Raw genomic sequence first — 24,804 nt, forward strand, 5'->3', positions numbered from 1 at the left:
TGAGGAAGTATGTCCGTTCGTCGACTAGCCGAAGATCAGTTCCAGCCCGTGGCATTTGCCTTCAACGCGGAAAACACCGCATGGGCTGAAAAGACGATCAAAAAATATCCCGAGGGACGCCAGCAATCAGCGGTCATCCCGCTGCTCATGCGTGCCCAGGAGCAGGATGGCTGGGTTACCCGCGCCGCCATCGAAAAAGTCGCAGACATGCTGGACATGGCCTATATCCGTGTTCTTGAAGTCGCGACCTTCTATACGCAGTTCCAGCTGAAGCCGGTCGGCACGCGTGCCCACGTTCAGGTCTGCGGCACCACGCCCTGCATGCTGCGCGGCTCCGAAGCGCTGATGGATGTCTGCCGCAAGAAGATCCATCACGATCCGCTGCACACCAATGAGAGCGGCACGCTTTCCTGGGAAGAGGTGGAATGTCAGGGCGCCTGCGTCAACGCACCGATGGTCATCATCTTCAAGGATGCCTATGAAGACCTGACGCCCGAGCGTCTGGAAGAGATCATCGATGCTTTCGAGGCAGGCAAGGGCGACACCGTCAAGACAGGTCCCCAGATCGACCGTCACCAGTCCGTCCCCGTTGGCGGCCTGACGACCCTGACGGAAGAGATCAAGCCTGACCGTTCCAATCTCGACAAGCCGGCTGAAGTGCCAGCGGATGCCGCACAGGTTCCGCCGTCCAACGCCGCCAAGCCGAAGACGGATGCGCCGGAAACCGATCCGAAGCTGAAGACGCCGGCCAACGAGCCCAAGGCTGCTGCTGAAAACGCAAAGGCTGGCGAAAAGGAATCGGTCGGCAAGGAAGCAGCAGCATCAAAGCCGTCGCTGGATTCCGCGGATCGTCCGGCAGGCATCGAAAAGCCAGCTGCCCCTGATGACCTGAAGCTCATTTCCGGCGTCGGCCCCAAGATTGAGGGTACGCTGAACGAGCTAGGCATCTTCACCTATGCGCAGATCGCCGGCTGGAAGCAGGCCGAATGCGACTGGGTCGATGGATATCTGAATTTCAAGGGCCGTATCGGCCGTGATGACTGGGTCAAGCAGGCCGAGGCGCTCGCCAAGGGTGGCGAAGCCGAGTATATCAGGGTCTTCGGCAAGAAGCCGCGGTAAGAGGTGAAGCATGTTAAAAGATCAGGATCGCATCTTTACCAATCTCTACGGCCTCAAGGACAAGTCCCTGAAAGGCGTGCTGGCGCGCGGCCACTGGGACGGCACCAAGCAGATCATCGAAAAGGGCCGTGACTGGATCATCAACGAGATGAAGGCTTCGGGCCTTCGCGGTCGCGGCGGCGCTGGCTTCCCGACGGGTCTCAAATGGTCCTTCATGCCGAAGGAAAATGACGGCCGTCCGCATTATCTCGTCGTTAACGCCGATGAATCCGAGCCCGGCACCTGCAAGGACCGCGAAATCCTGCGCAACGATCCGCACACGCTGATCGAAGGCTGCGTGATCGCCGGTTTCGCCATGGGCGCGCACACCGCTTACATCTATGTTCGCGGCGAATATATGCGCGAACGTGAGGCTCTTCAGGCGGCCATCGACGAATGTTACGATGCCGGTCTGCTCGGCGGTAACAACAAGAATGGCTGGGATTTCGACATCTACGTGCATCACGGCGCGGGCGCCTATATCTGCGGCGAAGAGACGGCACTGCTCGAAAGCCTTGAAGGCAAAAAGGGCCAGCCGCGTCTGAAGCCGCCGTTCCCGGCCAATATGGGTCTTTACGGCTGCCCGACGACCGTCAACAACGTTGAATCGATCGCGGTTGCCCCGACCATTCTGCGCCGCGGCGCTGCCTGGTTCTCGTCCATCGGCCGTCCCAACAACGTCGGCACCAAGCTGTTCATGGTCTCCGGCCATGTTGAGCGTCCCTGCACATTCGAAGACGCGCTGGGCCTGTCCTTCCGCGAGCTGATCGAGCACCATTGCGGTGGCATTCGTGGCGGCTGGGACAATCTGCTCGGCGTCATCCCCGGCGGCGCTTCCTGCCCCATCGTTCGCGGTGAGGACATGAAGGACGCCATCATGGATTTCGACGGCATGCGCGAAGTGAAATCCTCCTTCGGCACCGGCGGCATGATCGTCATGGACAAGTCCACCGACGTCATCAAGGCGATCGCTCGCATCGCGGCCTTCTTCAAGCACGAAAGCTGCGGCCAGTGCACGCCGTGCCGTGAAGGCACGGGCTGGATGTGGCGCGTGCTGGAGCGCATGGTCAAGGGCAATGCGCAGAAGCGCGAAATCGACATGCTGTTCGAAGTGACGAAGCAGATCGAAGGCCACACCATCTGTGCGCTCGGCGACGCCGCAGCATGGCCGGTACAGGCGCTGATCCGCAATTTCCGTCCGGAAATCGAAAAGCGTATCGACCAATATACCTACAGGGCCATGGATGATGGCGCTGTTCTGGAAGCCGCTGAATAAGCGTTGAGGCTTCGAGCGGAGCCGGAATTTCCGGCCTCGCGACACCATGAAGCGCCTGGCAGATGATTAAGAGTGCCGGGCGTGATTAAGGATTTGTTGCGGACCGTGTGAGACATGGGACGAACAGGCAACAGGACGTAAGTAGAACCATGGCAAAGCTCAAGGTTGACGGTAAAGAGATCGAGGTTCCGGATCATTTCACGCTGTTGCAGGCGTGCGAGGAGGCTGGCGCCGAAGTTCCGCGCTTTTGTTTTCATGAGCGCTTGTCGGTCGCGGGTAACTGCCGCATGTGTCTCATCGAGGTAAAGGGCGGACCGCCGAAGCCGGCCGCTTCCTGCGCCATGGGCGTGCGCGACGTTCGCGGCGGCCCGAACGGCGAATTGCCTGAGGTTTTCACCAACACGCCGATGGTCAAGAAGGCCCGCGAAGGCGTGATGGAGTTCCTGCTCATCAACCATCCGCTGGATTGCCCGATCTGCGACCAGGGCGGCGAATGCGACCTGCAGGACCAGGCCATGGCCTTCGGTATCGCCGGTTCGCGTTACGCGGAAAACAAGCGCGCGGTTGAAGACAAATACATCGGACCGCTCGTCAAGACGGTCATGAACCGCTGCATCCACTGCACGCGCTGCGTCCGTTTCACCACGGAAGTGGCCGGCATTGCCGAACTCGGCCTCATTGGCCGTGGCGAAGATGCCGAAATCACCACCTATCTCGAGCAGGCGATGACCTCGGAGCTGCAGGGCAACGTCGTTGACCTTTGCCCCGTCGGCGCGCTCACCTCCAAGCCTTTCGCCTTCACGGCCCGTCCGTGGGAACTGAACAAGACCGAAACCATCGACGTGATGGATGCGCTCGGTTCGGCCATCCGCGTCGATACCCGCGGCCGCGAAGTCATGCGTGTCATGCCGCGTGTCAACGAGGCCATCAACGAAGAGTGGATTTCCGACAAGAGCCGCTTCATCTGGGATGGCCTGAAGACTCAGCGCCTCGACCGGCCTTACGTCCGCAAGGATGGCCGCCTGCAGCCCGCAACCTGGGGCGAAGCCTTCGGTGCGATCAAGCAGGCTGTGGCTGCGACCTCAGGCAACAAGATCGGCGCGATTGCCGGCGATCTGTCGTCTGTCGAAGAAATGTTCGCGCTGAAGTCGCTTCTCGCGTCGCTCGGCTCGGCCAATGTTGATTGCCGCCAGGATGGCGCAGCGCTTGACCCGTCTCTCGGCCGCGCCAGCTACCTGTTCAATTCCACCATCGAAGGTATCGAACAGGCGGACGCCCTGCTGATCGTCGGCTCCAACCCGCGTTACGAAGCAGCTGTCCTCAACGCCCGCATCCGCAAGCGCTGGCGTCGCGGCGGTTTCCCGATCGGTGTGATCGGTGAAGCCGGTGAGCTGCGTTACAATTACGAATATCTCGGCTCGGGCGCTGAAACACTGTCCGATCTCGCCAATGGTTCGCACAGCTTCGTTGACAAGCTGAAGTCCGCCAAGAATCCGCTGATCATCATCGGTCAGGGCGCATTGTCCCGTGCTGATGGCGCTGCCGTTCTTGCCGCCGCTGCCAAGCTCGCCACCTCCGTCGGCGCTGTCACCGAAGAGTGGAATGGCTTCTCGGTCCTGCACACTGCCGCTGCCCGCGTTGGTGGTCTCGATATCGGCTTCGTGCCGGGTGAGGGCGGTGTTGCTGCAGCCGACATGGTCGCCTCGATGGATGTTCTCTTCCTGCTCGGCGCCGATGAACTCGACCTGTCGAACCAGGGCGCGAAGTTCACCGTCTATATTGGCAGCCATGGCGATCAGGGTGCAATGAACGCCGACGTCATCCTTCCGGGTGCGGCCTATACGGAGAAGTCCGGTATCTGGGTCAACACCGAAGGCCGCGTCCAGCTTGGCAACCGTGCCGGTTTCGCACCGGGCGAGGCCCGCGAAGACTGGGCGATCCTGCGTGCGCTGTCCGACGTCCTCGGCAAGAAGCTGCCGTTCGATTCGCTGTCTGCCCTGCGCGGCCAGCTCTACGTCGCGCATCCGCATCTCGCTGAGACCGATGAGATCGTTGCCGGCAAGGCTTCGGATATCGAGGCTCTGGCTGCCAAAACCGGCCCGCTCGTGAAGTCGGCGTTTGCTTCGCCGGTAAAAGACTTTTATTTGACGAACCCGATTGCGCGCGCCTCTGCCGTCATGGCCGAGTGCTCCGCATTGGCCCGCAACAATTTCCAGGCTGCGGCAGAGTAAGGGTAGGGGATTATGGAATCGTTTTTCTGGAGCTACGTCTGGCCCGCGCTGATCATGGTCGGCCAGTCCCTGCTGCTTCTCGTTTGCCTTCTGGTGGCCATCGCCTTCCTGCTGCTTGCTGACCGCAAGGTCTGGGCGGCCGTACAGCTGCGCCGTGGTCCGAACGTCGTTGGTCCCTTCGGTCTTTTCCAGTCCTTCGCTGACCTCTTGAAATTCATCCTGAAGGAGCCCGTTATTCCGGCCGGCGCCAACAAGGCGGTCTTCCTGCTGGCGCCGCTGGTTGCCGTGACGCTGGCTCTCGCCACCTATGCCGTCATTCCCTTCAATGAAGGCTGGGTCGTCGCCAATATCAATGTCGGCATTCTCTACATCTTCGCGATCTCGTCGCTTGAAGTGTACGGCATCATCATGGGCGGCTGGGCTTCGAACTCGAAATATCCGTTCCTCGGCGCGCTGCGTTCGGCGGCACAGATGGTGTCCTACGAAGTCTCGATCGGTCTCGTCATCGTCACCGTTCTGCTTTGCGTTGGTTCGCTGAACCTCACGGATATCGTTCTGGCGCAGCGTACCGGCCTCGGCACCATGCTTGGCCTGCCGGCATCGTTCCTTGACTGGCACTGGCTGTCGCTGTTCCCGATGTTCATCGTGTTCTTCATTTCGGGTCTCGCCGAAACCAACCGTCCGCCCTTTGACCTTCCGGAAGCGGAATCGGAACTGGTTGCCGGTCACATGGTGGAATATGGCTCCACGCCGTACATGATGTTCATGCTCGGTGAATATGCTGCGATCGTTCTGATCTGCTGCCTGACGACCATCCTGTTCCTTGGCGGCTGGCTGCCGATCGTCGATGTATGGTTCCTGAACTGGGTGCCGGGCATCGTCTGGTTCGCCATCAAGGGCTGCATGGTCTTCTTCATGTTCGCTCTGGTGAAGGCCTTCGTTCCGCGTTACCGCTATGACCAGCTCATGCGCCTTGGCTGGAAGGTGTTCCTGCCGCTGTCGCTCGCCATGGTCGTTATTGTTGCATTCGTATTGAAGCTGACGGGGTGGGCCGGTTGATGTCTGAACTCCTCGCTCAAAGATCTGGAGACTGAGATGGCAAGCCTCTCCCAAGCCGTCAACTCGCTGTTCCTCAAGGAATTCGTCGGCGCGATCTTCCTGACCATGCGTCACTTCTTCAAGCAGAAGGCGACGATCAACTATCCTTTCGAGAAGGGTCCGGTGTCGCCGCGCTTCCGTGGTGAACATGCGCTGCGCCGTTATCCGAACGGTGAAGAACGCTGCATCGCCTGCAAGCTGTGTGAAGCGATCTGTCCTGCTCAGGCAATCACCATCGAAGCCGGCCCGCGTCGCAACGACGGCACCCGCCGCACGGTGCGTTACGATATCGACATGGTGAAGTGCATCTATTGCGGCTTCTGCCAGGAAGCCTGCCCGGTGGACGCCATCGTTGAAGGCCCGAACTTCGAATTCGCGACGGAAACCCGCGAAGAGCTTTATTTCGACAAGCAGAAGCTTCTCGACAATGGCGACCGCTGGGAGCGTGAAATCGCGCGCAACCTCGCACTGGATGCACCTTACCGTTAAGGTGCAACCGTCTTTCCGGGGAGCAACCCCGGAGAGCGATGAAAAGTAAAATGCCTGCGCGGTTTTCGCCGGCGGGGACGAAACGGGCGAGGGGGCTTCCGGCCATTTCTCCCGATGAGGACAAGAAGGCACCAAAATGGGTCTGCACGCTGTATTCTTTTATATATTCGCTTTCGTCGCCGTGGCGTCTGCGTTCATGGTCATCGCATCGAAGAACCCTGTTCATTCGGTGCTGTTTCTGATCCTGACCTTCTTCAACGCAGCTGCGCTGTTCCTGCTGACGGGAGCCGAATTCCTCGGCATGATCCTGCTGGTGGTTTATGTCGGCGCCGTGGCGGTGCTCTTCCTCTTCGTCGTCATGATGCTGGATGTGGATTTCGCCGAGCTTCGCTCCGGCGTGCTGCAATATGCGCCTGTTGGCGCGCTGATCGGCGTCATTCTTGCGGCTGAGCTGATCGTCGTCGTGGGCGGCAGCGTGCTCAACCCGCAGGCGGCCAAGTCCATCACCATGCCGATCCCGCCGGTTGCCGAACGCACCAATACGGCCGCGCTCGGCGACGTGCTTTATACCAATTACGTCTACTTCTTCCAGCTCGCCGGCCTCGTGCTGCTTGTGGCCATGATCGGCGCCATCGTGCTGACGCTGCGTCATCGCACCGACATCAAGCGGCAGGACATTGCCACGCAGGTCGGCCGTGACCCCAAGACCGCGGTTACCACGGTCAAGGTCAAGCCGGGCCAGGGCATCTGAGGCGCGAACGGATCCAAGGAAACAGAATATGGAAATCGGTCTTTCCCACTACCTGACGGTCAGCGCGATCCTCTTCACGATCGGCGTCTTCGGCATCTTCCTCAACCGGAAGAACGTCATCGTCATCCTGATGTCGATCGAACTCATTTTGCTCGCGGTCAACATCAACATGGTGGCCTTCTCGGCATTCCTGAACGATATCGTCGGCCAGGTCTTCGCCCTGTTCATTCTGACCGTTGCAGCCGCTGAAGCGGCGATCGGTCTTGCAATACTCGTTGTCTTCTACCGCAACCGCGGATCGATCGCCGTGGAAGACGTCAATATGATGAAGGGCTGATAAGGCTATGATCTACAAGGCTATCGTCTTTCTTCCACTGATCGGCTTCCTGATTGCGGGCCTCTTCGGCCGCTCCATCGGCGCCAAGGCATCGGAATATGTCACCACCGGTCTGATGATCGTGGTTGCAATCCTGTCGTGGATCGTGTTCTTCAACGTCGCACTCGCCCATGGCGAGCCGGGCGAGGTGATCAAGGTCACCGTGCTGCGCTGGATCCAGTCGGGCGGTATCGACGTCGAATGGGCGTTCCGCATCGACACGCTGACGGCCGTCATGTTCGTCGTGGTCAACACCGTCTCGACGCTGGTGCACCTCTATTCGATCGGATACATGCACCACGATCCGCATCGTCCGCGCTTCTTCGCCTATCTCTCGCTTTTCACCTTCGCAATGCTGATGCTGGTGACTTCCGACAACCTGCTGCAGATGTTCTTCGGCTGGGAAGGCGTGGGTCTGGCGTCCTATCTGCTGATCGGCTTCTGGTTCAAGAAGCCGTCCGCATCGGCTGCCGCGATGAAGGCCTTCATCGTCAACCGCGTCGGTGACTTCGGCTTCATCCTCGGCATCTCCGGCGTCTTCGTGCTGTTCGGCTCGATCAACTTCGAAACCATCTTTGCTGCCGCCGGCACTTATCTGCCGGCTGAGGGCGCTGCCTCGACCGAAACCGTCATCAACCTGTTTGGCATGCAGCTGGACAAGGCCAATGCGATGACGGGCGTCTGCCTGCTGCTCTTCATGGGCGCCATGGGTAAGTCGGCGCAGTTCCTGCTGCACACCTGGCTGCCGGACGCGATGGAAGGCCCAACCCCGGTTTCGGCGCTTATTCATGCCGCAACCATGGTCACCGCCGGCGTGTTCCTCGTCGCCCGCATGTCGCCGCTGTTTGAACTCTCGCATGATGCCTTGACCGTCGTGACGCTGATCGGCGCGATCACCGCCTTCTTCGCGGCGACCGTCGGTCTGGTGCAGAACGACATCAAGCGCGTTATCGCCTATTCGACCTGCTCGCAGCTCGGTTACATGTTCGTGGCGCTCGGCGTCGGCGCTTACGGCGCTGCCGTGTTCCACCTCTTCACGCACGCCTTCTTCAAGGCCCTGCTGTTCTTGTGCGCCGGCTCTGTTATCCATGCCGTCGATGGCGAGCAGGACATGCGTTACATGGGCGGTCTGCGCAAGCATATTCCCATCACCTTCTGGACCATGACCGTGGGCACGCTGGCGCTGACCGGCGTTGGTATCCCGGGAACGATGATCGGTTTTGCCGGCTTCTTCTCGAAGGACGTCATCATCGAATCCGCTTATGCCTCGCATTCGGTTCTGTCTGGTTTCGCCTTCACGCTGCTGGTTATCGCCGCGCTGTTCACCAGCTTCTATTCCTGGCGTCTGGCCTTCATGACCTTCTTCGGCAAGCCGCGTGCGTCTGCCGACGTCATGCACCATGTGCATGAATCGCCGATGGTCATGCTGATCCCGCTCTTCATCCTCACCGTTGGCGCGATCTTCGCCGGTGTTGCCTTCGAAGGTTACTTCTTCGGCCACGAATATGCCGAATTCTGGAAGGGCGCTCTCTTTACGCTCCCGGAAAACGAAATCCTTGAAGAGTTCCACCACGTTCCGCTGTGGGTGAAGTGGAGCCCGTTCTTTGCCATGGCCCTTGGTTTCGTGACCGCCTGGTACATGTACATCAAGTCGCCGGAGACGCCGAAGCGTCTGGCCGAGACCCATCGTGGCCTCTACCAGTTCCTTCTCAACAAGTGGTATTTCGACGAACTCTATGACTTCCTCTTCGTTCGTTCCGCGAAGGCGCTCGGCCGCTTCCTGTGGAAGAAGGGCGACGTCGCCGTCATCGACCACTATGGACCCAACGGCATTGCAGCGCGTGTGGTTGACGTGACCAACCGCATGGTCCGCCTGCAATCCGGTTACCTCTATCATTATGCCTTTGCGATGCTGATCGGCATCGCGGCGCTTGTCACCTGGATGATGCTCGGGAGTGCCCTCTGATGACCGATTGGCCCATTCTTTCAACGGTCACCTTTCTGCCGCTCGTCGGCGTGGTGCTCCTGCTTCTGACGAATGAGAACGGCCCCTATGGTCGCCGCAACATTCTCAATGTCTCGCTGCTGACGACCGTTTTCACTTTCATCGTGTCGCTGTTCATCTGGATCGGTTTCGACAATTCGAACCCCGGCTTCCAGATGGTCGAGAAGCATGAATGGTTCGGCAACATCGCCGCCTATCATCTCGGCGTCGATGGCATCTCCATGCTCTTCGTTATCCTCACCACTTTCCTCATGCCTTTCTGTGTGCTGGCGAGCTGGGATTCGGTCGAGAAGCGCATCAAGGAATACATGATCGCCTTCCTGCTGCTGGAAGTTGTCATGATCGGTGTCTTCGTGGCGCTGGATACCGTTCTCTTCTACGTCTTCTTCGAAGCGACGCTGATCCCGATGTTCATCATCATCGGTGTGTGGGGTGGCAAGGATCGCGTTTACGCCTCCTACAAGTTCTTCCTCTACACGCTGCTCGGCTCGGTTCTGACCATGCTCGCGATCATGGCCATGTACTGGCAGGCCGGCACGACCGATATGACGGAACTGCTGAAGTACGGCTTCCCGGCCGGCATGCAGACCTGGCTGTGGCTCGCCTGTTTTGCCGCCTTCTCGGTCAAGATGCCGATGTGGCCGGTGCACACCTGGCTGCCGGATGCCCACGTTCAGGCCCCGACCGCAGGTTCGGTCATTCTGGCTGGCGTCATGCTGAAGCTCGGCGGTTACGGTTTCATCCGCTTCTCGCTGTCGATGTTCCCGCTGGCGTCGGACTATTTCGCACCTTTCGTCTTTACGCTGTCGGTTCTCGCCATCATCTACACCTCGCTGGTGGCGATGATGCAGGACGACATCAAGAAGCTGATTGCCTACTCATCTGTTGCCCACATGGGTTACGTGACCATGGGTATCTTCGCCGCCAACGTTCAGGGCGTGCAGGGCGCGATCTTCCAGATGCTGTCGCACGGTATCGTCTCGGGCGCGCTCTTCCTCTGCGTCGGCGTTGTTTATGACCGTCTGCATACCCGCGAAATCGCGGCCTATGGCGGTCTCGTCAACAACATGCCGAAATATGCGGTCGCCTTCATGATCTTCACCATGGCCAATGTCGGTCTGCCCGGCACATCAGGCTTCATCGGTGAATTCCTGACGCTGGTCGGTGTCTTCCGCGCCAACACGCTGGTTGCGCTGTTTGCCGCCACCGGTGTCATTCTCTCGGCCGCTTATGCGCTATGGCTTTATCGCCGCGTGATCTTCGGTGCGCTGGAGAAGGAAAGCCTGAAGAGCCTGCTCGATCTCTCGACCCGCGAAAAGGTCATCCTTTATCCGCTGGTTGTGCTGACCATCTTCTTCGGCGTCTATCCGGCTCCGGTGTTCGATGCGACAGCCGCATCGGTCGATCTTCTGGTAAACAACTATACGGCTGCATTGCAGGCGGCGCAAAATGTTGCGCTCACTATGAATTGACGACAGGACCCGTTGGACATGACCGCTGAAATCCTTTTTGCCAGTCTGCACATTGCGACGCCCGAGCTGATCCTCGCGATCGGCGCGCTGGCGCTGCTCATGATTGGCGTCTTCTCGGGCGACAAGTCGACAACGACGGTCACCGGCCTTGCCGTTGCCCTCCTGCTCGTCGTCGGTCTCTGGATCATCTTTGCCCCCGCATCGGGTGTGGCTTTCGGCGGTGTCTACATCGCCGATGCCTTCGGTAATTTCATGAAGGTGCTGGCGCTGATCGGCTCCATCACCGCCATGATCCTGGCCGTTGGCCAGGGCCGCTTCGAACCGATCGGCCGTTTCGAATATCCGGTGCTGCTGGTTCTCGCGACGCTCGGCATCCTGCTGATGATCTCGGCCAATAACATGATCTCGCTCTACATGGCGCTGGAACTGCAGTCGCTGGCGCTTTATGTCGTCTGCGCCATCAACCGCGAGAGCCTGCGTTCCACGGAAGCGGGCCTGAAATACTTCGTTCTCGGTGCGCTCTCTTCCGGCATGCTGCTTTACGGCATGTCGCTGGTCTACGGCTTCACCGGCAATACCGGCTTCACGGAAATCGCCCAGGTTCTGGCCTCCGAAACCCGTTCGCTCGGTCTCGTTTTCGGTCTGGTCTTCGTGCTGGCCGGTCTGGCATTCAAGATTTCCGCCGTTCCGTTCCACATGTGGACGCCCGACGTTTATGAAGGCGCGCCGACCCCGGTTACGGCCTTCCTCTCGGCAGCACCGAAGATCGGCGCCATGGCGATACTCGTCCGCATCGTCATCGAGGCCTTCCAGCCGGTCTTTGCCGACTGGCAGCAGATCGTCGTCTTCATCTCCATCGCGTCCATGCTGCTCGGTTCCTTCGCCGCAATCGGCCAGAAGAACATCAAGCGCCTGATGGCCTATTCCTCCATCGGTCACATGGGTTATGCGCTGGTCGGTCTTGCTGCTGGCACGCAGGCTGGTGTTGCTGGCGTTATCCTTTACATGGCCGTCTACATGGTCATGACGCTTGGCACCTTCGCCTGCATCCTCGCGATGCGCCGCAAGGAAATCGGCAATGTCGAGAATGTCGAAGATCTCGCCGGTCTTTCGTCTTCCAATCCCTTCATGGCGGTTGTGCTGACGATCCTGATGTTCTCGCTTGCCGGCATTCCGCCGCTCGCCGGCTTCTTCGGCAAGTACTACGTGTTCCTGGCCGCCATCGAAGCGAAGCTTTATCCGCTCGCCATCATCGGTGTGATCGGTTCGGTTGTCGGCGCTTATTATTACATCCGCGTCGTCAAGGTCATGTGGTTTGATGAAGCCAAGGACAAGTTCGAGCGTCCGTCGGGCGAACTCAAAGTGGTTTATGCGCTTTCGGCCTTCTTCACCGTCGCCTTCATCGTCTTCGGCGGTGCACTTGGCAACGCGGTCACTGCTGCGGCGAAGACCTTCTTTTGAGCAGTACACGAAGGAATACGGGCCGGATGTCCATCGACGATATCAGGCACGAGGCGATGGCGGAAACGCCATCGACCAATCTGGAATGTTTCGCCCGGGCACGGGCGGGTGATGGCGGCAACCTGTGGGTTACCGCCGTCCGCCAGACCGGCGGCCGGGGCCGCCGTGGGCGGCCCTGGGTGTCGGAGCCCGGCAATCTCTACGCTTCCCTTCTTCTGATCGATCCTGCGCCGATGGAGCGCATCGGCTCCCTGCCGCTCGCTTTTGCGCTCGCGGTCTATCGCGCCATTCGCGCGGTGCTGCCGCCGGGCGGCGAAGCGCTTGAAATCAAATGGCCGAACGATGTGCTGATTGGCCGCCGCAAGACCTGCGGCATTCTGATGGAAGCCGAGCTTTTGCCTGACGGCCGGCGCGCCATCGTGATCGGCATTGGTATCAATATCGCCCATAAACCTGATAATCCGCTTTATCCCGTTACGATGCTGTCGGAACATGGTGCGTCTTGCTCGCCCGAGGAACTGTTTGCCCATCTCTTCCGTGAAACGGCCGAGGTTCTGCGCGAATGGGATGAGGGCAGGGGCGTATCCGCCATCATCGCCAGCTGGCGGGCAGCGGCCTGCGGCATTGGCGAACATATCACCGTCAATTTCCCGGATCGTTCGATCGGCGGGCGTTTTGTCGGAATTGATGATAATGGTTATCTGCTGCTGGATGAGGACGAGGGCGCAAGACGCTCCATTGCCGCTGGCGATGTGTTTTTCGGATGAGGTGCACGGTGCGGGTAAAAAACCCGCGCCGAACCGGATCCCATAGGTTGGAGCTTTCCTGCAGCTCATGAAATGCAGGGTGACAAACCGGCTCCGCATCGGCCCGGTCGATCAGATGGTTCAACAGGTCCGATGCTGATAGCAGCGGCATGGCGCGGCGTGATGCCGTCCTGCGCGCTTTTTTGAATGGATAAGAAAAACAATGGCTCAACAGGACGAACTGGTTTTTGTGCCGCTTGGCGGCGTGGGTGAAATTGGCATGAATCTGGCACTTTACGGCTACGGGCCGGCGAGCAAGCGCGAATGGATCATGGTGGATTGCGGCGTGACCTTTGCCGGTCTCGATCTGCCTGGTGTCGATCTCGTGCTGCCCGATATCAGCTATATCGAGGCGCAGAAAAAGAACCTCAAGGGCATCATCATCACCCACGCGCATGAGGACCACTATGGTGCGCTGAACGATCTCTGGCCCGGCCTCAACGTGCCGGTCTACGCCTCGGCGTTCACCGCTGGCATGCTGGAGGCAAAGCGCGCTTATGAGGGTAGCCGCGCGGAAATTCCGATCACGCCGTTCAAGGCGGGTGACCGCATCAATGTTGGCCCCTTCGAAATCGAAGCGGTTGGCGTCAATCACTCCATTCCCGAGCCGATGTCGCTGGTCATCCGCACACCGCTCGGTAATGTCATCCATACCGGTGACTGGAAAATCGATGAGGCGCCTTCACTTGGGCCGTTGACGGATGAAGCCCGCTTCCGCGCCATCGGTGAAGAGGGCGTGCTGGCGCTGATGTGCGACAGCACGAACTCCGTGCGTGATGGTGTATCGCCTTCCGAGCATGAGGTTTCGGAAGGTCTGCGCCAGATCATCGAAAATGCCGAAGGCCGCGTGGCCGTTACCACCTTCTCCTCCAATGTCGGGCGTATCCGCTCGATCGCGCAGGCGGCTGAGGCTGCCGGTCGTGAAGTGCTGCTGCTCGGCTCGTCGCTGAAGCGTGTCGTCAACGTGTCGCAGGACCTCGGCATTATGGAAGGCATCAAGCCGTTCCTCGCTGAAGATGAATTCGGTTATATTCCGCGTGATCGTGTGGTGCTGATCCTGACGGGTTCGCAGGGGGAACCGCGCGCAGCACTCGCCAAGCTTTCCCGTGATGAGATGCGTAATGTGGCGCTCGCCTCCGGCGATACGGTCGTCTTTTCGTCACGCGCCATCCCAGGCAACGAAAAGGCGATCATCGATATCAAGAACGGCCTGATCGAACAGGGCGTCCACATCGTCACCGACAATGAGGCGCTCGTTCACGTCTCCGGCCATCCGCGCCGTAACGAGCTTCTCAAGATGTATGAATGGACGAAGCCGCAGATCGTCGTGCCTGTGCACGGCGAGGCGGCGCATCTGGTGGCGCAGAAGGAACTGGCCGAACAGGCCGGTATCTCGCAGGTGCCGAAGGTGCGCAACGGCAACGTTCTGCGCCTCGCACCCGGCCCGGCGGAAGTGATCGATGACGTGCCGCATGGCCGCGTCTTCAAGGACGGCAATCTCGTCGGTGACATGGACGAGATGGGCATCAGCAATCGCCGCAAGCTCTCCTTCGCCGGCCACGTCGCCGTCAATGTTGTGCTGGACAGCCGTTACGACTTCCTCGGCGATCCCGATGTCGTGCCTTTCGGCCTGCCGGAATTCGATGATGAGGATGAGGCGATGGAGGACACGCTTTATGACGCCGTGCTCGGCGCCGTCGAGAGCATTCCGCGCGCCCGCCGCAAGGATCTGGAACTGCTGCGTGAAGCCGTGCGCCGCGCCGTACGCGCCGCCGCCAACCAGAGTTGGGGCAAGAAGCCGATCGTGACGGTTTTTGTAACCAAGGTCTGAGCCGGCCGTCCGGCCGATTGGCCGGCCCCCCTGTCTCTTCCTCGCTGATTTCTGACCCGCGCCGCAAAGCGCGGCTCTTCTCTTTTTCTTTTAGGATTTCTTGCGGAGAAGTGATTCCGATCTGCGGATGAATGCGTTACAAGAAGCCCATTGTGCAGGAGGATCACATGCCGCTTCTTTCGGCCTTCGCCGTTTATTTCATCGTCTGGTGGACGGTGCTTTTCATCGTGTTGCCGATTGGCCTGCGCACCCAGGATGAAGACGGAGATGTCGCACTGGGCACGGTCGCCAGCGCACCCTCCCGCTTCAAGGGCGGGCGGATCGTTTTGTGGACGACCCTGATCTCGGCTTTGATCTGTGGCCTATGGTATGGCGGAACCTGGTGGTTCGGTGTCAGCCTTGATGATCTGCCGAGAATTATTCCCGTTTTCGACTAAAGACAGCGGGGCGGTATCCGCCCCAGTCGCGTCTTGACGGGTCGGCCCGAGAACGAACCCCGGAACTGCCTAAGCATCGGGCAGTCCGCCATCAATCCGGCCAAACACTGTCATATGGATGTCATATCTATCGTGCAAACAGCAGGAGCTTGCTGATCTCAATTCATCGCGGAGCTCTGCGGAATGACGAAGCGAGCGGGGCAATTTGCCAGGGCAAAAAAAAACAAGGCCTTTCAGCCTTGTTTTCCAGTTTTCGCGTGATCTGTAACCGTTACCGGGGCTGCGAACGAGCGCGCCTAAGATCTGATCCTCCCAAGACTGACCGCGAAAATGACAAGAATTTAAACTTCCTGCCTCTTTTGTAAGCTAAAGCTAGCTCAAACCCCCAGCCTTGTCATCTCATTTTTTGCATATTTGTTACAGTCGGCAAAAAATTCCCTGTGGTGCATTTTGTCGCACCCGATCAAGAATAATATTTCGGCCAAAGCGTTTTGGCGCGAATTAGCTATCGCGAAAATACAACGAAATGCCCATTAAACGCTCTTTTCATGGCGGGTTTTCATCCGCCCCGGAAACCGCTATATCCGGCGCCAATATCCCTCTATTCGGGGCGATTCCCGCAGCTTCGCGCGCTATCGTCCGCATCAATGGAAGCCGTCATGCGTCTCAGCCGTTATTTCATGCCCATCCTGAAGGAAAACCCCAAGGAAGCGGAAATCGTTTCTCACCGTCTCATGCTGCGCGCCGGCATGATCCGGCAGCAGTCGGCTGGCATTTATTCCTGGCTGCCGCTGGGCAAGCGTGTGCTGGACAAGGTCAACAAGATTATCCGCGAGGAGCAGAACCGCGCAGGCGCCATCGAGCTTCTGATGCCGACCCTGCAATCCGCGGAACTCTGGCAGGAAAGCGGCCGTTACGACGACTACGGCAAGGAAATGCTGCGCATCAAGGACCGCCAGGATCGTCAGATGCTCTACGGCCCCACCAATGAGGAGATGATCACCGACATCTTCCGTTCCTATGTGAAGTCCTACAAGAACCTGCCGCTGAACCTCTATCATATTCAGTTGAAGTTCCGCGACGAGGTGCGTCCCCGCTTCGGCACGATGCGCTCGCGCGAATTCCTGATGAAGGACGCCTATTCCTTTGACCTGACCAAGGAAGACGCGATCCATTCCTATAACAAGATGTTTGTGGCTTACCTGCGCACGTTCGAACGTCTCGGCCTGCGCGCTATTCCCATGCGTGCCGATACAGGTCCGATCGGCGGCAACCACAGCCATGAATTCATCATTCTGGCTGATACGGGCGAATCCGAAGTCTTCTGCCACAAGAGCTTCCTGGACCGCGCCATTCCCGCCGAAAACACCGATTTCGATGACGTTGCAGCGTTGCAGGGCGTGTTTGACGAATGGACAGCCGATTACGCCGCCACCTCCGAAATGCATGACGAGGCCGCCTATGACGCCATTCCCGAGGGCGAGCGCCTTTCGGCACGCGGCATCGAAGTCGGCCACATCTTCTATTTCGGCACCAAATATTCCGAACCGATGGGCGCGAAAGTGCAGGGCAAGGATGGCAAGGAACATCCTGTCCACATGGGTTCCTATGGCATCGGCCCGACACGCCTTGTTCCCGCCATCATTGAAGCATCGCATGACGAGAACGGAATCATCTGGCCGGCTTCGGTCGCTCCTTTCGACGTCGTGATCATCAACATGAAGGCTGGAGATGCGGCCTGCGATGCTGCTTGCGAAAGGCTGTATTATTCGCTCTCCAACGCCGGCAAGGATGTTCTCTACGACGATACGGACGACCGTGCAGGCCAGAAATTCGCCACTGCCGATCTAATTGGCGTGCCGCTGCAGATCATCGTCGGCCCGCGCTCCGTCGCGAATGGCGAAGTCGAAGTCAAGGATCGCAAGACCGGCGAACGGGAAACCGTGACGATCGAGGCGGCGATGAACAGGGTGCTCGGCTAAGCGCGAGCGAAATGTGTGGCGGCTTCACCCGAAGTCCGCTCTCGTTTCGTGGCGTGGATGCCGCAGATATATGGGCCGGTTTTCGGAAAAGACCGGCCTCGCAGTTTGAGATCAGGGAGACGACATGGCACAAGCCGAAGCTGAAAAGGGTGCGGCTGTTTCCGCCGGGGCAAAGACCGCCCGGCCGTTTTCCGCTTTTGAACGTATGGTGGCCTGGCGTTACCTGCGCTCGCGGCGCAAGGAAGCCTTCATTTCCGTCATTGCCGGTTTTTCCTTTGTCGGCATTATGCTGGGCGTAGCGACGCTCATCATCGTCATGGCTGTCATGAACGGTTTCCGTACGGAGCTGATATCCCGCATTCTCGGCATCAACGGCCACATGATCGTGCTGCCGATCGACCAGCCCTTGAATAATTATGATGAGCTGGCAAAGAAATTCGCTGCCGTTCCCGGCGTTACCGTGGCCTTGCCGCTGGTGGAGGGGCAGACGCTCGCCTCCGGCCGCGGGGGCGCTGGGTCCGGCGCGCTGGTGCGCGGCGTGCGCCAGGAAGACATCGACAAGGTCAAGGAAGTCGCCACCAACATCAAGACGGGCGACCTCGTTGGCTTCATGGCCGGAGACGGCGTCCTCGTCGGCTCCAGGCTCGCTGCGCAATTGGGTGTTACTGCGGGTGACGATATTACCCTCATATCGCCGGAAGGTGATGTGACCCCGATGGGTGTCAATCCTCGCGTGAAATCCTACAAGATTTCCGGTGTCTTCGAAATCGGCATGTCCGAATATGACGCCTCGATGATCTACATGCCGCTCTCCGAGGCGCAGCTCTATTTCAATACGGAAGGGCGTGTCGGGTCCATCGAGCTTTATGTCAGCCGCCCGGATGACGTCGACGGCATCCGTCCGCTGGTGGAGCAGGCCGCTGAAAGGCAGATATCCATCGTCGACTGGCGGCAGCGGAACCAGACCTTCTTTTCCGCACTGCAGGTGGAGCGGAACGTGATGTTCATGATCTTGACCCTCATCGTTCTTGTGGCGGCGCTCAACATCATTTCCGGCCTGATCATGCTGGTAAAGGACAAGGGCAGCGATATCGCCATTCTGCGCACCATGGGCGCAAGCTCAGGTGCCGTCATGCGCATCTTTTTCATGACCGGCGCGGCGATCGGCACGGTCGGCACCTTCGCTGGCGTGGCGCTTGGCGTCATCGTCTGCCTCAATGTCGAATCCATCCGCCAGTTCTTCTCGTGGATTTCGGGCACGGTGCTGTTTGATCCGCAGCTCTATTTCCTCAGCCAGCTTCCGGCCGAAATGGATGTTGGTGAAACCATCACCGTCGTCATCATGGCCCTGACGCTCTCTTTCCTGGCAACGATCTTCCCGGCCTGGCGTGCTTCCAAGCTCGATCCGGTGCAGGCCCTGCGTTACGAATAAGGACCGCTTCGCAATATGGCAAAAAAAACAGTGCTGCGGCTTACCGGCGTCGAGAGAACCTATGGTCAGGGCGAGACGTCGCTTTCCATTCTGCGCAAGGCGGATTTCCAGCTGAAAAGCGGTGAGATGGTGGCGCTGGTCGCCCCCTCCGGTACCGGCAAATCCACCCTGTTGCATCTCGCCGGGCTTCTCGAACATCCAGACGCCGGCGAAGTCTATATCAACGATGCGCCCTGCAACGGCCTGCCGGATGAGACGCGCACGGCGATCCGCCGCAGCGACATAGGCTTCGTTTATCAGTTCCACCATCTGCTGCCCGAGTTTTCGGCAGTTGAGAACGTGATGATGCCGCAGCTCATCGCCGGCCTGTCACAGGCGGAGGCGCGTAAACGCGCGAGCGCGCTTCTGGATTACATGCGGGTGGGGCATCGTGGCGAGCACCGTCCGGCCGAGCTCTCCGGGGGTGAACAGCAGCGCGTTGCCATTGCCCGCGCCGTCGCCAATGCACCGCTCCTGCTGCTGGCGGATGAGCCGACCGGCAATCTCGATCCGGAGACCGCCTCTTATGTCTTCGACGCACTGGAGGCGTTGGTTCGCCAGTCTGGCCTCGCAGCGCTGATCGCGACGCATAACCACGAGCTCGCCGGCCGGATGGATCGCCGCGTAACGCTCGCCGAGGGCAAGATCGTCGATTTTTGACCTGACCGAGCCTGTCCCGCCTTCCACCGACGCCGAACAGCGGGTGAGGCGAGGGATCGGATGCGCCCTTGACGGAGGCTAGCCGCTTGGCTGCCGCGAGCAGGGATTTTCCAAGTTTCATTTTTTGAACCCGGAGGATTTTTCTTCCGGGTTTTTCGCTTTGGAGTCAGCGGCTTGCGGTCTTCGAAGCGGGAACCGAAAGCGATTCTGCCACGTTGGCAAGGAGAACATCAGCAGAACCCTGTTGACAATCGAACGAAATGAGAACAAAATTGGAACATAACGAGTAAGGAGAGACCAATGACTGATTTCATCCGTGACGTTGCCGCTTTTACCTCCATTGCTGTCTTCGTTGCCAGCTTTTCGGTAATCCTCACCGCGCTGTGAAGAAGATACCGGCGCAGAAGCCTGTATGGACATCGCAAAGCGGTGGACATCAAGCGCCGGAAATCGGAAAATCGCCCCCGTGATTCAGAATGACAGGATGATGATATGGGCGATACGGTTGTGCGGGCAGAAACCTCTGACGAAAACCTGAACACCCCGGGTTTCGTTCATCTTCGGGTTCATTCCGCTTACTCCCTGCTTGAAGGGGCTCTGCCCCTCAAGAAAATCATGTCCAAGGCCGTTTCAGACGGCCAGCCGGCCATTGCCATTACAGATACCAACAACCTTTTCGTTGCGCTGGAGTTTTCCGAAAAGGCGCGGGATGAGGGTTTGCAGCCCATCATCGGCTGCCAGCTGTCGATCGACATGCAGGATGCGGCGGAGGATCGCCGCAACCACAACAGCCACCTTCAGAAACTTCCCGCTATCGTTCTTCTCGCCGCCGATGCCGAAGGGTATGAGCGGCTGGTGGATCTTGTGAGCCGTGCCTATCTTGAGGGCGAGGGCAGTGGCCATTCCGTGCACATTACCCGCGCATGGCTGGAAGAGGACTCAAATGCGGGCTTGATCGCGCTGACCGGCGCTTCCGGCGGCCCGGTGGATATGGCCTTGAGGGAAGGTCATGCCGCCCAGGCGAAGGAACGGCTGCTGACACTGAAGTCACTCTTCGGTGACCGGCTTTATATCGAATTGCAGCGTCAGTCCGGGTATGACCGTTCGCATGAGCGGCGTATGATCGGCCTCGCTTATGACCATGATATTCCGCTGGTTGCCACAAACGAGGCGTTCTTCCCGTCAAAGGCCGACTACGAAGCGCATGACGCGCTGATGGCGGTGGCGCATAATGCCATTGTTTCGGACGACAGCCGCTTTCGCCTGACGCCCGACCATTACCTCAAAAGTCGAGAAGAAATGACGGCGTTGTTTGCAGACCTGCCGGAGGCGCTGGACAATACCGTCGAGATTGCGTTGCGCTGCTCTTATGTGCTGAAGAAGCGCGGGCCTATCCTGCCACGTTTCACCGGCGCCAGCGATGATCCTGAGGCGGCGGAACGCGCCGAAGCGGAAGAGCTTCGACGTCAGGCGGTGGAGGGGCTGGATCAGCGCCTTGCCGCGCTCGGTATGGCGCCAGGTTATACGGAACAGGATTATCGCGAGCGGCTCGATTTCGAGCTCGGCGTCATCTCGCGCATGAAGTTCCCCGGTTATTTCCTGATCGTTGCCGACTTCATCAAATGGGCCAAGCAGCACGATATCCCGGTCGGACCGGGCCGTGGTTCGGGCGCGGGTTCGCTCGTCGCTTACGCGCTGACGATTACCGATGTCGATCCGCTGCGTTTCTCACTGCTGTTCGAACGCTTCCTTAATCCTGAACGCGTGTCGATGCCCGACTTCGACATCGATTTCTGCCAGGATCGTCGTGAAGAAGTGATCCGCTACGTTCAGGCCAAATACGGCCGCGAGCAGGTTGCGCAGATCATCACCTTCGGTTCGCTCCAGGCGCGCGCGGCCCTGCGCGACGTCGGCCGCGTGCTGGAAATGCCCTACGGGCAGGTGGACAAGATCTGCAAGCTGGTGCCCAACAACCCGGCCAACCCGACGCCGCTTTCGAAGGCGATCGAGGAGGAGCCGCGCCTGCAGGAAGAAGCGGACAGGGAGCCTGTTGTCGCGCGCCTGCTGGATATCGCCCAGAAGATCGAGGGGCTTTATCGCCACGCCTCAACCCATGCTGCCGGTATCGTCATCGGCGACCGCCCGCTGTCGAAGCTGGTGCCGATGTATCGCGATCCGCGGTCCGATATGCCGGTCACCCAGTTCAACATGAAGTGGGTTGAAAGCGCCGGCCTCGTCAAATTCGACTTTCTTGGCCTGAAAACGCTGACGGTGCTGAAGGTGGCTGTCGATTTTGTCGCCAAGCGCGGCATCAAGGTCGATCTCGCCGCCATCCCGCTCGATGACGCCAAGACGTATGAGATGCTGTCGCGCGGTGAAACCATCGGCGTGTTCCAGGTGGAAAGTGCCGGCATGCGCAAGGCGCTCATCGGCATGCGGCCGGACTGCATTGAGGACATTATCGCTCTGGTGGCGCTATATCGTCCCGGCCCGATGGAGAACATCCCCGTTTATAACGCCCGCAAACATGGCGAAGAAGAGCTGGAATCGATCCACCCGACCATCGACCATCTGCTGAAGGAAACACAGGGCGTTATCGTTTATCAGGAACAGGTGATGCAGATCGCCCAGGTTCTGTCGGGTTATTCGCTTGGCGAAGCCGATCTTCTGCGTCGCGCCATGGGTAAGAAGATCAAGGAGGAAATGGACAAGCAGCGCGAGCGCTTCGTTGATGGCGCCATCAAGAATGGTGTCTCGAAACCGCAGGCCGACACCATCTTCGATCTCCTCGCAAAATTTGCCAATTACGGCTTCAACAAGAGCCACGCCGCGGCCTATGCCATCGTCTCCTACCAGACGGCCTATATGAAGGCGCATTATCCGGTGGAGTTCCTGGCGGCCTCCATGACGCTCGATATGGCCAATACGGAAAAGCTCAACGATTTCCGTCAGGACGCCGGTCGTCTCGGCATCGAAATCGTCGCACCGTCCGTCCAGACCTCGTTCCGCCAGTTCGAAACGGGCGAGAACCGCATTTATTATTCGTTGGCTGCCATCAAGGGTGTTGGCGAAGGAGCGGTCGAACATATCGTCGCGATCCGCGGCGACAAGCCGTTCACGAGCCTCGAGGATTTCTGCCTGCGCATCGACCCCAAGCAGATCAACCGTCGTGTGCTCGAGAGTCTTATCAATGCCGGTGCTTTCGATTGTTTCGGCCGCGACCGCGCAGAGCTGATCGGCGGGCTGGACCGTATCATCGGTTATGCCCAGATGGCGCAGAACAACCGCACCATCGGCCAGTCGGACATGTTCGGCTCGGGCGGCGGCAACGGCCCGGAAAAGCTGGTGCTTCCTGCCTTCCAGCCCTGGCTTGCCTCGGAAAAGCTGCTGCGCGAATATCAGGTTCTCGGTTTCTACCTCACGGCCCACCCGCTGGATACCTATCGCCCCGTACTGGAAAAATTGCGCGTGCAGAATTTCGCCGATTTTTCCGCTGCTGTGAAACAGGGGGCGACTGCCGGGCGTCTTGCCGGCACCGTTACCGGCAAACAGGAGCGAAAGACGCGCACCGGCAACAAGATGGGTATCGTCACCTTCTCGGATGCTTCAGGGCAATATGAGGCGGTGTTGTTTTCCGAAGGCCTCGGCCAGTACCGCGACCTGCTTGAGGTCGGCAAGTCGTTGGTGATCACGGTGCAGGCGGAAGAGCGCCCTGAAGGTATCGGTTTGCGCATCCAGACGGCGCAGTCGCTGGAAGAAAAATCCGTGCAGATGCAGAAGGCACTGCGTGTTTATGTGCGTGATTCCGGCCCGCTGAAAACGGTTGCCCGCCACCTCAACACCAGGGGTGACGGCTCGGTCTATTTCATCGTTATCAAGGATGAGGGTAGCCGCGAGATCGAGGTCGAACTGACGGAGAAATACCGTATCTCGCCTGAAATAGCCGCTGCTCTTCGGTCGGCCCCCGGTGTCGTTGATGTGGAACTGGTGTGAGGCGCAGCGCCTTCGCGCCTCGCTCAGACCGGCCCTTCCTTCGTCACGGTGATGAAGTCCGTTCCCGTTCCTGTCTCCATCTGGTGACTGAGGTCGGAAACGGTGATGGAGCTTCCGCTTGAGAGTTCCTGCTCAATCCGGGCGCGTATGTCCTGCGGAATGTCGAGACGGCTGAGCACGGCACTCAACTGGTCGAAACCGCCGGGCGCGTCGGTAACGGTGATGCCGAGCCGCTTGCGGGCAGCGGCTGGCAGATGATTGTCGAGCGTTACGCCGTTCCATTCGGCGGTTCCGGCAGCGCGTTCCACTGACACCGCCTCGAAAAAATGGGTTCCGAGCGCGACTTCCGGGTCCTTGATGTCGATGGCGGCCTCAAAAAGCGGCTTGAAGTCCTGCCGCACCATGATCTGCCCGGTTGGTGGGTGGTCCTCACCGGCGGAGGCATAAAGCGCCGCCACGAAAGCTTCGGTCAGAAGGGGCCCTGACGTTTTCAACCCCTTCCACCGCTTGAAACCGTTGATGGCGCTGATCGTCATCTCCCCGGCATAACCGTCGGCCGAACCGGCATCGAAGCCGAGACGGGTGAGCACGGTCTGAATATCCATTACCCTTTCCCGCTCGCCACGCCTTGTGATGAGAATGCGCAGCGGTGAAGGCTCTCTCGCCTTCGCCGTCGATTTGATCGCCTGGGTTTTTTCATTGACGGCGACTTCGACCGCGCCCAGAGCCGCATCGAAGCTCGCGGGCCGCAACTCTACATCCGACAGAAGCAGCTTGCCGTCATCTGCGTCTTCACGCGGCGAAAACAGCGCCGGATGTTGCACAAAGCGCAGCGAGACCGGGCGGTCGGTGATGATGACATGCACCCCTGTACGCGTATCACCGAAGAGTGACTTCGCGAATTTGGAAGGCAGGCGCACACAGCCGTGGGAAGCCGGATAGTTCGGCACCTTGCCTTCGTGCAGCGCGATGCCGGACCAGGTCAGTCGCTGCATGAACGGCATGGGGGCGGCCGAATAGATATTCGACTCGTGGTATTTCCGCTTCTCTAGAATGGAGAATATGCCGCTCGGTGTCTCATGCCCGGCCTTGCCGGTCGAGACTTTGGAGGTGGCGATGATTTCACCATTTTCATAAAGCGCGAGCGACTGGTCACTTTTCGATACAAGTATCTGCAGGGACCTGCTGTCAGCGGCGAGCGCCGGAAAGGCGAGAATGCTGGCCGACAGCATGCCGGCCATAAGACGGAGGCGAAGGGACATGACGCAATACACCACATGCACAAAACTTCCCTCACTCAACCACGC

Annotated in this window: 18 protein-coding genes; 17 read left to right on the forward strand and 1 reads right to left on the reverse strand. The window is 59.2% G+C overall.

The features are described 5' to 3' along the window. Positions 1–9: 9 nt before the first annotated feature. The 17 genes from HQN82_RS04420 to dnaE all read left to right on the forward strand — a co-directional run bounded on the left by HQN82_RS04420 (position 10) and on the right by dnaE (position 23,497). On the forward strand, positions 10–1,119 hold the full coding sequence (locus HQN82_RS04420) for an NADH-quinone oxidoreductase subunit E (RefSeq protein ID WP_004441319.1): 1,110 nt from the start codon (positions 10–12) through the stop codon (positions 1,117–1,119). Between the two features lie 10 nt (positions 1,120–1,129). Continuing rightward, positions 1,130–2,434, forward strand: a complete 1,305-nt coding sequence (nuoF, locus tag HQN82_RS04425) for an NADH-quinone oxidoreductase subunit NuoF (protein WP_004441321.1) — start codon at positions 1,130–1,132, stop codon at positions 2,432–2,434. A 149-nt stretch (positions 2,435–2,583) separates the two neighbouring features. After that, positions 2,584–4,665: an NADH-quinone oxidoreductase subunit NuoG gene (gene nuoG, locus HQN82_RS04430; RefSeq protein ID WP_173614584.1), complete on the forward strand. Its 2,082-nt coding sequence runs from the start codon at positions 2,584–2,586 to the stop codon at positions 4,663–4,665. A gap of 12 nt (positions 4,666–4,677) precedes the next feature. After that, the gene (gene nuoH / locus HQN82_RS04435) at positions 4,678–5,724 is read left to right on the forward strand and encodes an NADH-quinone oxidoreductase subunit NuoH (protein ID WP_004441324.1); all 1,047 of its coding nucleotides are present in this window, start codon (positions 4,678–4,680) and stop codon (positions 5,722–5,724) included. 36 nt (positions 5,725–5,760) lie between these two features. Then, entirely contained in the window at positions 5,761–6,252 is a 492-nt protein-coding gene (nuoI, locus tag HQN82_RS04440; RefSeq protein WP_004441327.1) for an NADH-quinone oxidoreductase subunit NuoI, read from the forward strand. Positions 6,253–6,388: 136 nt separating this feature from the next. Continuing rightward, a complete protein-coding gene (locus HQN82_RS04445; protein WP_004441329.1) occupies positions 6,389–7,003 on the forward strand; it encodes an NADH-quinone oxidoreductase subunit J in 615 nt (204 codons plus the stop codon). A gap of 28 nt (positions 7,004–7,031) precedes the next feature. Beyond that, entirely contained in the window at positions 7,032–7,340 is a 309-nt protein-coding gene (gene nuoK / locus HQN82_RS04450) for an NADH-quinone oxidoreductase subunit NuoK (protein WP_003521516.1), read from the forward strand. Between the two features lie 7 nt (positions 7,341–7,347). Further along, positions 7,348–9,345: an NADH-quinone oxidoreductase subunit L gene (gene nuoL / locus HQN82_RS04455; protein ID WP_004441331.1), complete on the forward strand. Its 1,998-nt coding sequence runs from the start codon at positions 7,348–7,350 to the stop codon at positions 9,343–9,345. Beyond that, entirely contained in the window at positions 9,345–10,856 is a 1,512-nt protein-coding gene (locus tag HQN82_RS04460; protein ID WP_004441333.1) for an NADH-quinone oxidoreductase subunit M, read from the forward strand. The genes nuoL and HQN82_RS04460 overlap by 1 nt, the downstream gene beginning before the upstream one ends. A gap of 18 nt (positions 10,857–10,874) precedes the next feature. After that, positions 10,875–12,317, forward strand: a complete 1,443-nt coding sequence (gene nuoN / locus HQN82_RS04465; RefSeq protein WP_045534140.1) for an NADH-quinone oxidoreductase subunit NuoN — start codon at positions 10,875–10,877, stop codon at positions 12,315–12,317. Between the two features lie 26 nt (positions 12,318–12,343). Then, positions 12,344–13,084, forward strand: a complete 741-nt coding sequence (locus HQN82_RS04470) for a biotin--[acetyl-CoA-carboxylase] ligase (protein ID WP_037089081.1) — start codon at positions 12,344–12,346, stop codon at positions 13,082–13,084. A 202-nt stretch (positions 13,085–13,286) separates the two neighbouring features. Next, positions 13,287–14,954 carry a ribonuclease J gene (locus tag HQN82_RS04475; protein ID WP_004441339.1) on the forward strand — a complete coding sequence of 556 codons (1,668 nt, stop codon included), beginning with the start codon at positions 13,287–13,289 and terminating at the stop codon, positions 14,952–14,954. Between the two features lie 131 nt (positions 14,955–15,085). Then, positions 15,086–15,391, forward strand: coding sequence for a DUF1467 family protein (locus HQN82_RS04480; protein WP_045534073.1), 306 nt, complete (start codon positions 15,086–15,088; stop codon positions 15,389–15,391). Between the two features lie 659 nt (positions 15,392–16,050). Beyond that, a complete protein-coding gene (proS, locus tag HQN82_RS04485; protein ID WP_112765903.1) occupies positions 16,051–17,373 on the forward strand; it encodes a proline--tRNA ligase in 1,323 nt (440 codons plus the stop codon). 124 nt (positions 17,374–17,497) lie between these two features. Then, positions 17,498–18,805, forward strand: a complete 1,308-nt coding sequence (locus HQN82_RS04490; protein WP_112765744.1) for a lipoprotein-releasing ABC transporter permease subunit — start codon at positions 17,498–17,500, stop codon at positions 18,803–18,805. 15 nt (positions 18,806–18,820) lie between these two features. After that, positions 18,821–19,504, forward strand: coding sequence for an ABC transporter ATP-binding protein (locus HQN82_RS04495; RefSeq protein ID WP_004441345.1), 684 nt, complete (start codon positions 18,821–18,823; stop codon positions 19,502–19,504). Between the two features lie 492 nt (positions 19,505–19,996). Continuing rightward, the gene (dnaE, locus tag HQN82_RS04500) at positions 19,997–23,497 is read left to right on the forward strand and encodes a DNA polymerase III subunit alpha (RefSeq protein ID WP_004441347.1); all 3,501 of its coding nucleotides are present in this window, start codon (positions 19,997–19,999) and stop codon (positions 23,495–23,497) included. 23 nt (positions 23,498–23,520) lie between these two features. Here the strand turns inward: dnaE and HQN82_RS04505 are convergent, their stop codons facing one another. Next, positions 23,521–24,759 (reverse strand): L,D-transpeptidase family protein, encoded by a 1,239-nt coding sequence (locus HQN82_RS04505; RefSeq protein ID WP_173614585.1) that lies wholly within the window; start codon positions 24,757–24,759, stop codon positions 23,521–23,523. Between the last annotated feature and the right edge of the window lie 45 nt (positions 24,760–24,804).

The organism is Agrobacterium pusense, from assembly GCF_013285525.1.
Taxonomy (GTDB): domain Bacteria; phylum Pseudomonadota; class Alphaproteobacteria; order Rhizobiales; family Rhizobiaceae; genus Agrobacterium; species Agrobacterium pusense.

Coding starts and splice junctions, on each gene's coding strand:
- nuoH (WP_004441324.1), top strand. CDS start 4,678: ATGGAATCGTTTTTCTGGAGCTACGTCTGGCCCGCGCTGATCATGGTC.
- HQN82_RS04470 (WP_037089081.1), top strand. CDS start 12,344: ATGTCCATCGACGATATCAGGCACGAGGCGATGGCGGAAACGCCATCG.
- nuoK (WP_003521516.1), top strand. CDS start 7,032: ATGGAAATCGGTCTTTCCCACTACCTGACGGTCAGCGCGATCCTCTTC.
- HQN82_RS04445 (WP_004441329.1), top strand. CDS start 6,389: ATGGGTCTGCACGCTGTATTCTTTTATATATTCGCTTTCGTCGCCGTG.
- HQN82_RS04460 (WP_004441333.1), top strand. CDS start 9,345: ATGACCGATTGGCCCATTCTTTCAACGGTCACCTTTCTGCCGCTCGTC.
- nuoI (WP_004441327.1), top strand. CDS start 5,761: ATGGCAAGCCTCTCCCAAGCCGTCAACTCGCTGTTCCTCAAGGAATTC.
- HQN82_RS04490 (WP_112765744.1), top strand. CDS start 17,498: ATGGCACAAGCCGAAGCTGAAAAGGGTGCGGCTGTTTCCGCCGGGGCA.
- HQN82_RS04480 (WP_045534073.1), top strand. CDS start 15,086: ATGCGTTACAAGAAGCCCATTGTGCAGGAGGATCACATGCCGCTTCTT.
- HQN82_RS04420 (WP_004441319.1), top strand. CDS start 10: ATGTCCGTTCGTCGACTAGCCGAAGATCAGTTCCAGCCCGTGGCATTT.
- HQN82_RS04495 (WP_004441345.1), top strand. CDS start 18,821: ATGGCAAAAAAAACAGTGCTGCGGCTTACCGGCGTCGAGAGAACCTAT.
- proS (WP_112765903.1), top strand. CDS start 16,051: ATGCGTCTCAGCCGTTATTTCATGCCCATCCTGAAGGAAAACCCCAAG.
- nuoF (WP_004441321.1), top strand. CDS start 1,130: ATGTTAAAAGATCAGGATCGCATCTTTACCAATCTCTACGGCCTCAAG.
- HQN82_RS04475 (WP_004441339.1), top strand. CDS start 13,287: ATGGCTCAACAGGACGAACTGGTTTTTGTGCCGCTTGGCGGCGTGGGT.
- nuoN (WP_045534140.1), top strand. CDS start 10,875: ATGACCGCTGAAATCCTTTTTGCCAGTCTGCACATTGCGACGCCCGAG.
- nuoG (WP_173614584.1), top strand. CDS start 2,584: ATGGCAAAGCTCAAGGTTGACGGTAAAGAGATCGAGGTTCCGGATCAT.
- nuoL (WP_004441331.1), top strand. CDS start 7,348: ATGATCTACAAGGCTATCGTCTTTCTTCCACTGATCGGCTTCCTGATT.
- HQN82_RS04505 (WP_173614585.1), bottom strand. CDS start 24,759: ATGTCCCTTCGCCTCCGTCTTATGGCCGGCATGCTGTCGGCCAGCATT.
- dnaE (WP_004441347.1), top strand. CDS start 19,997: ATGGGCGATACGGTTGTGCGGGCAGAAACCTCTGACGAAAACCTGAAC.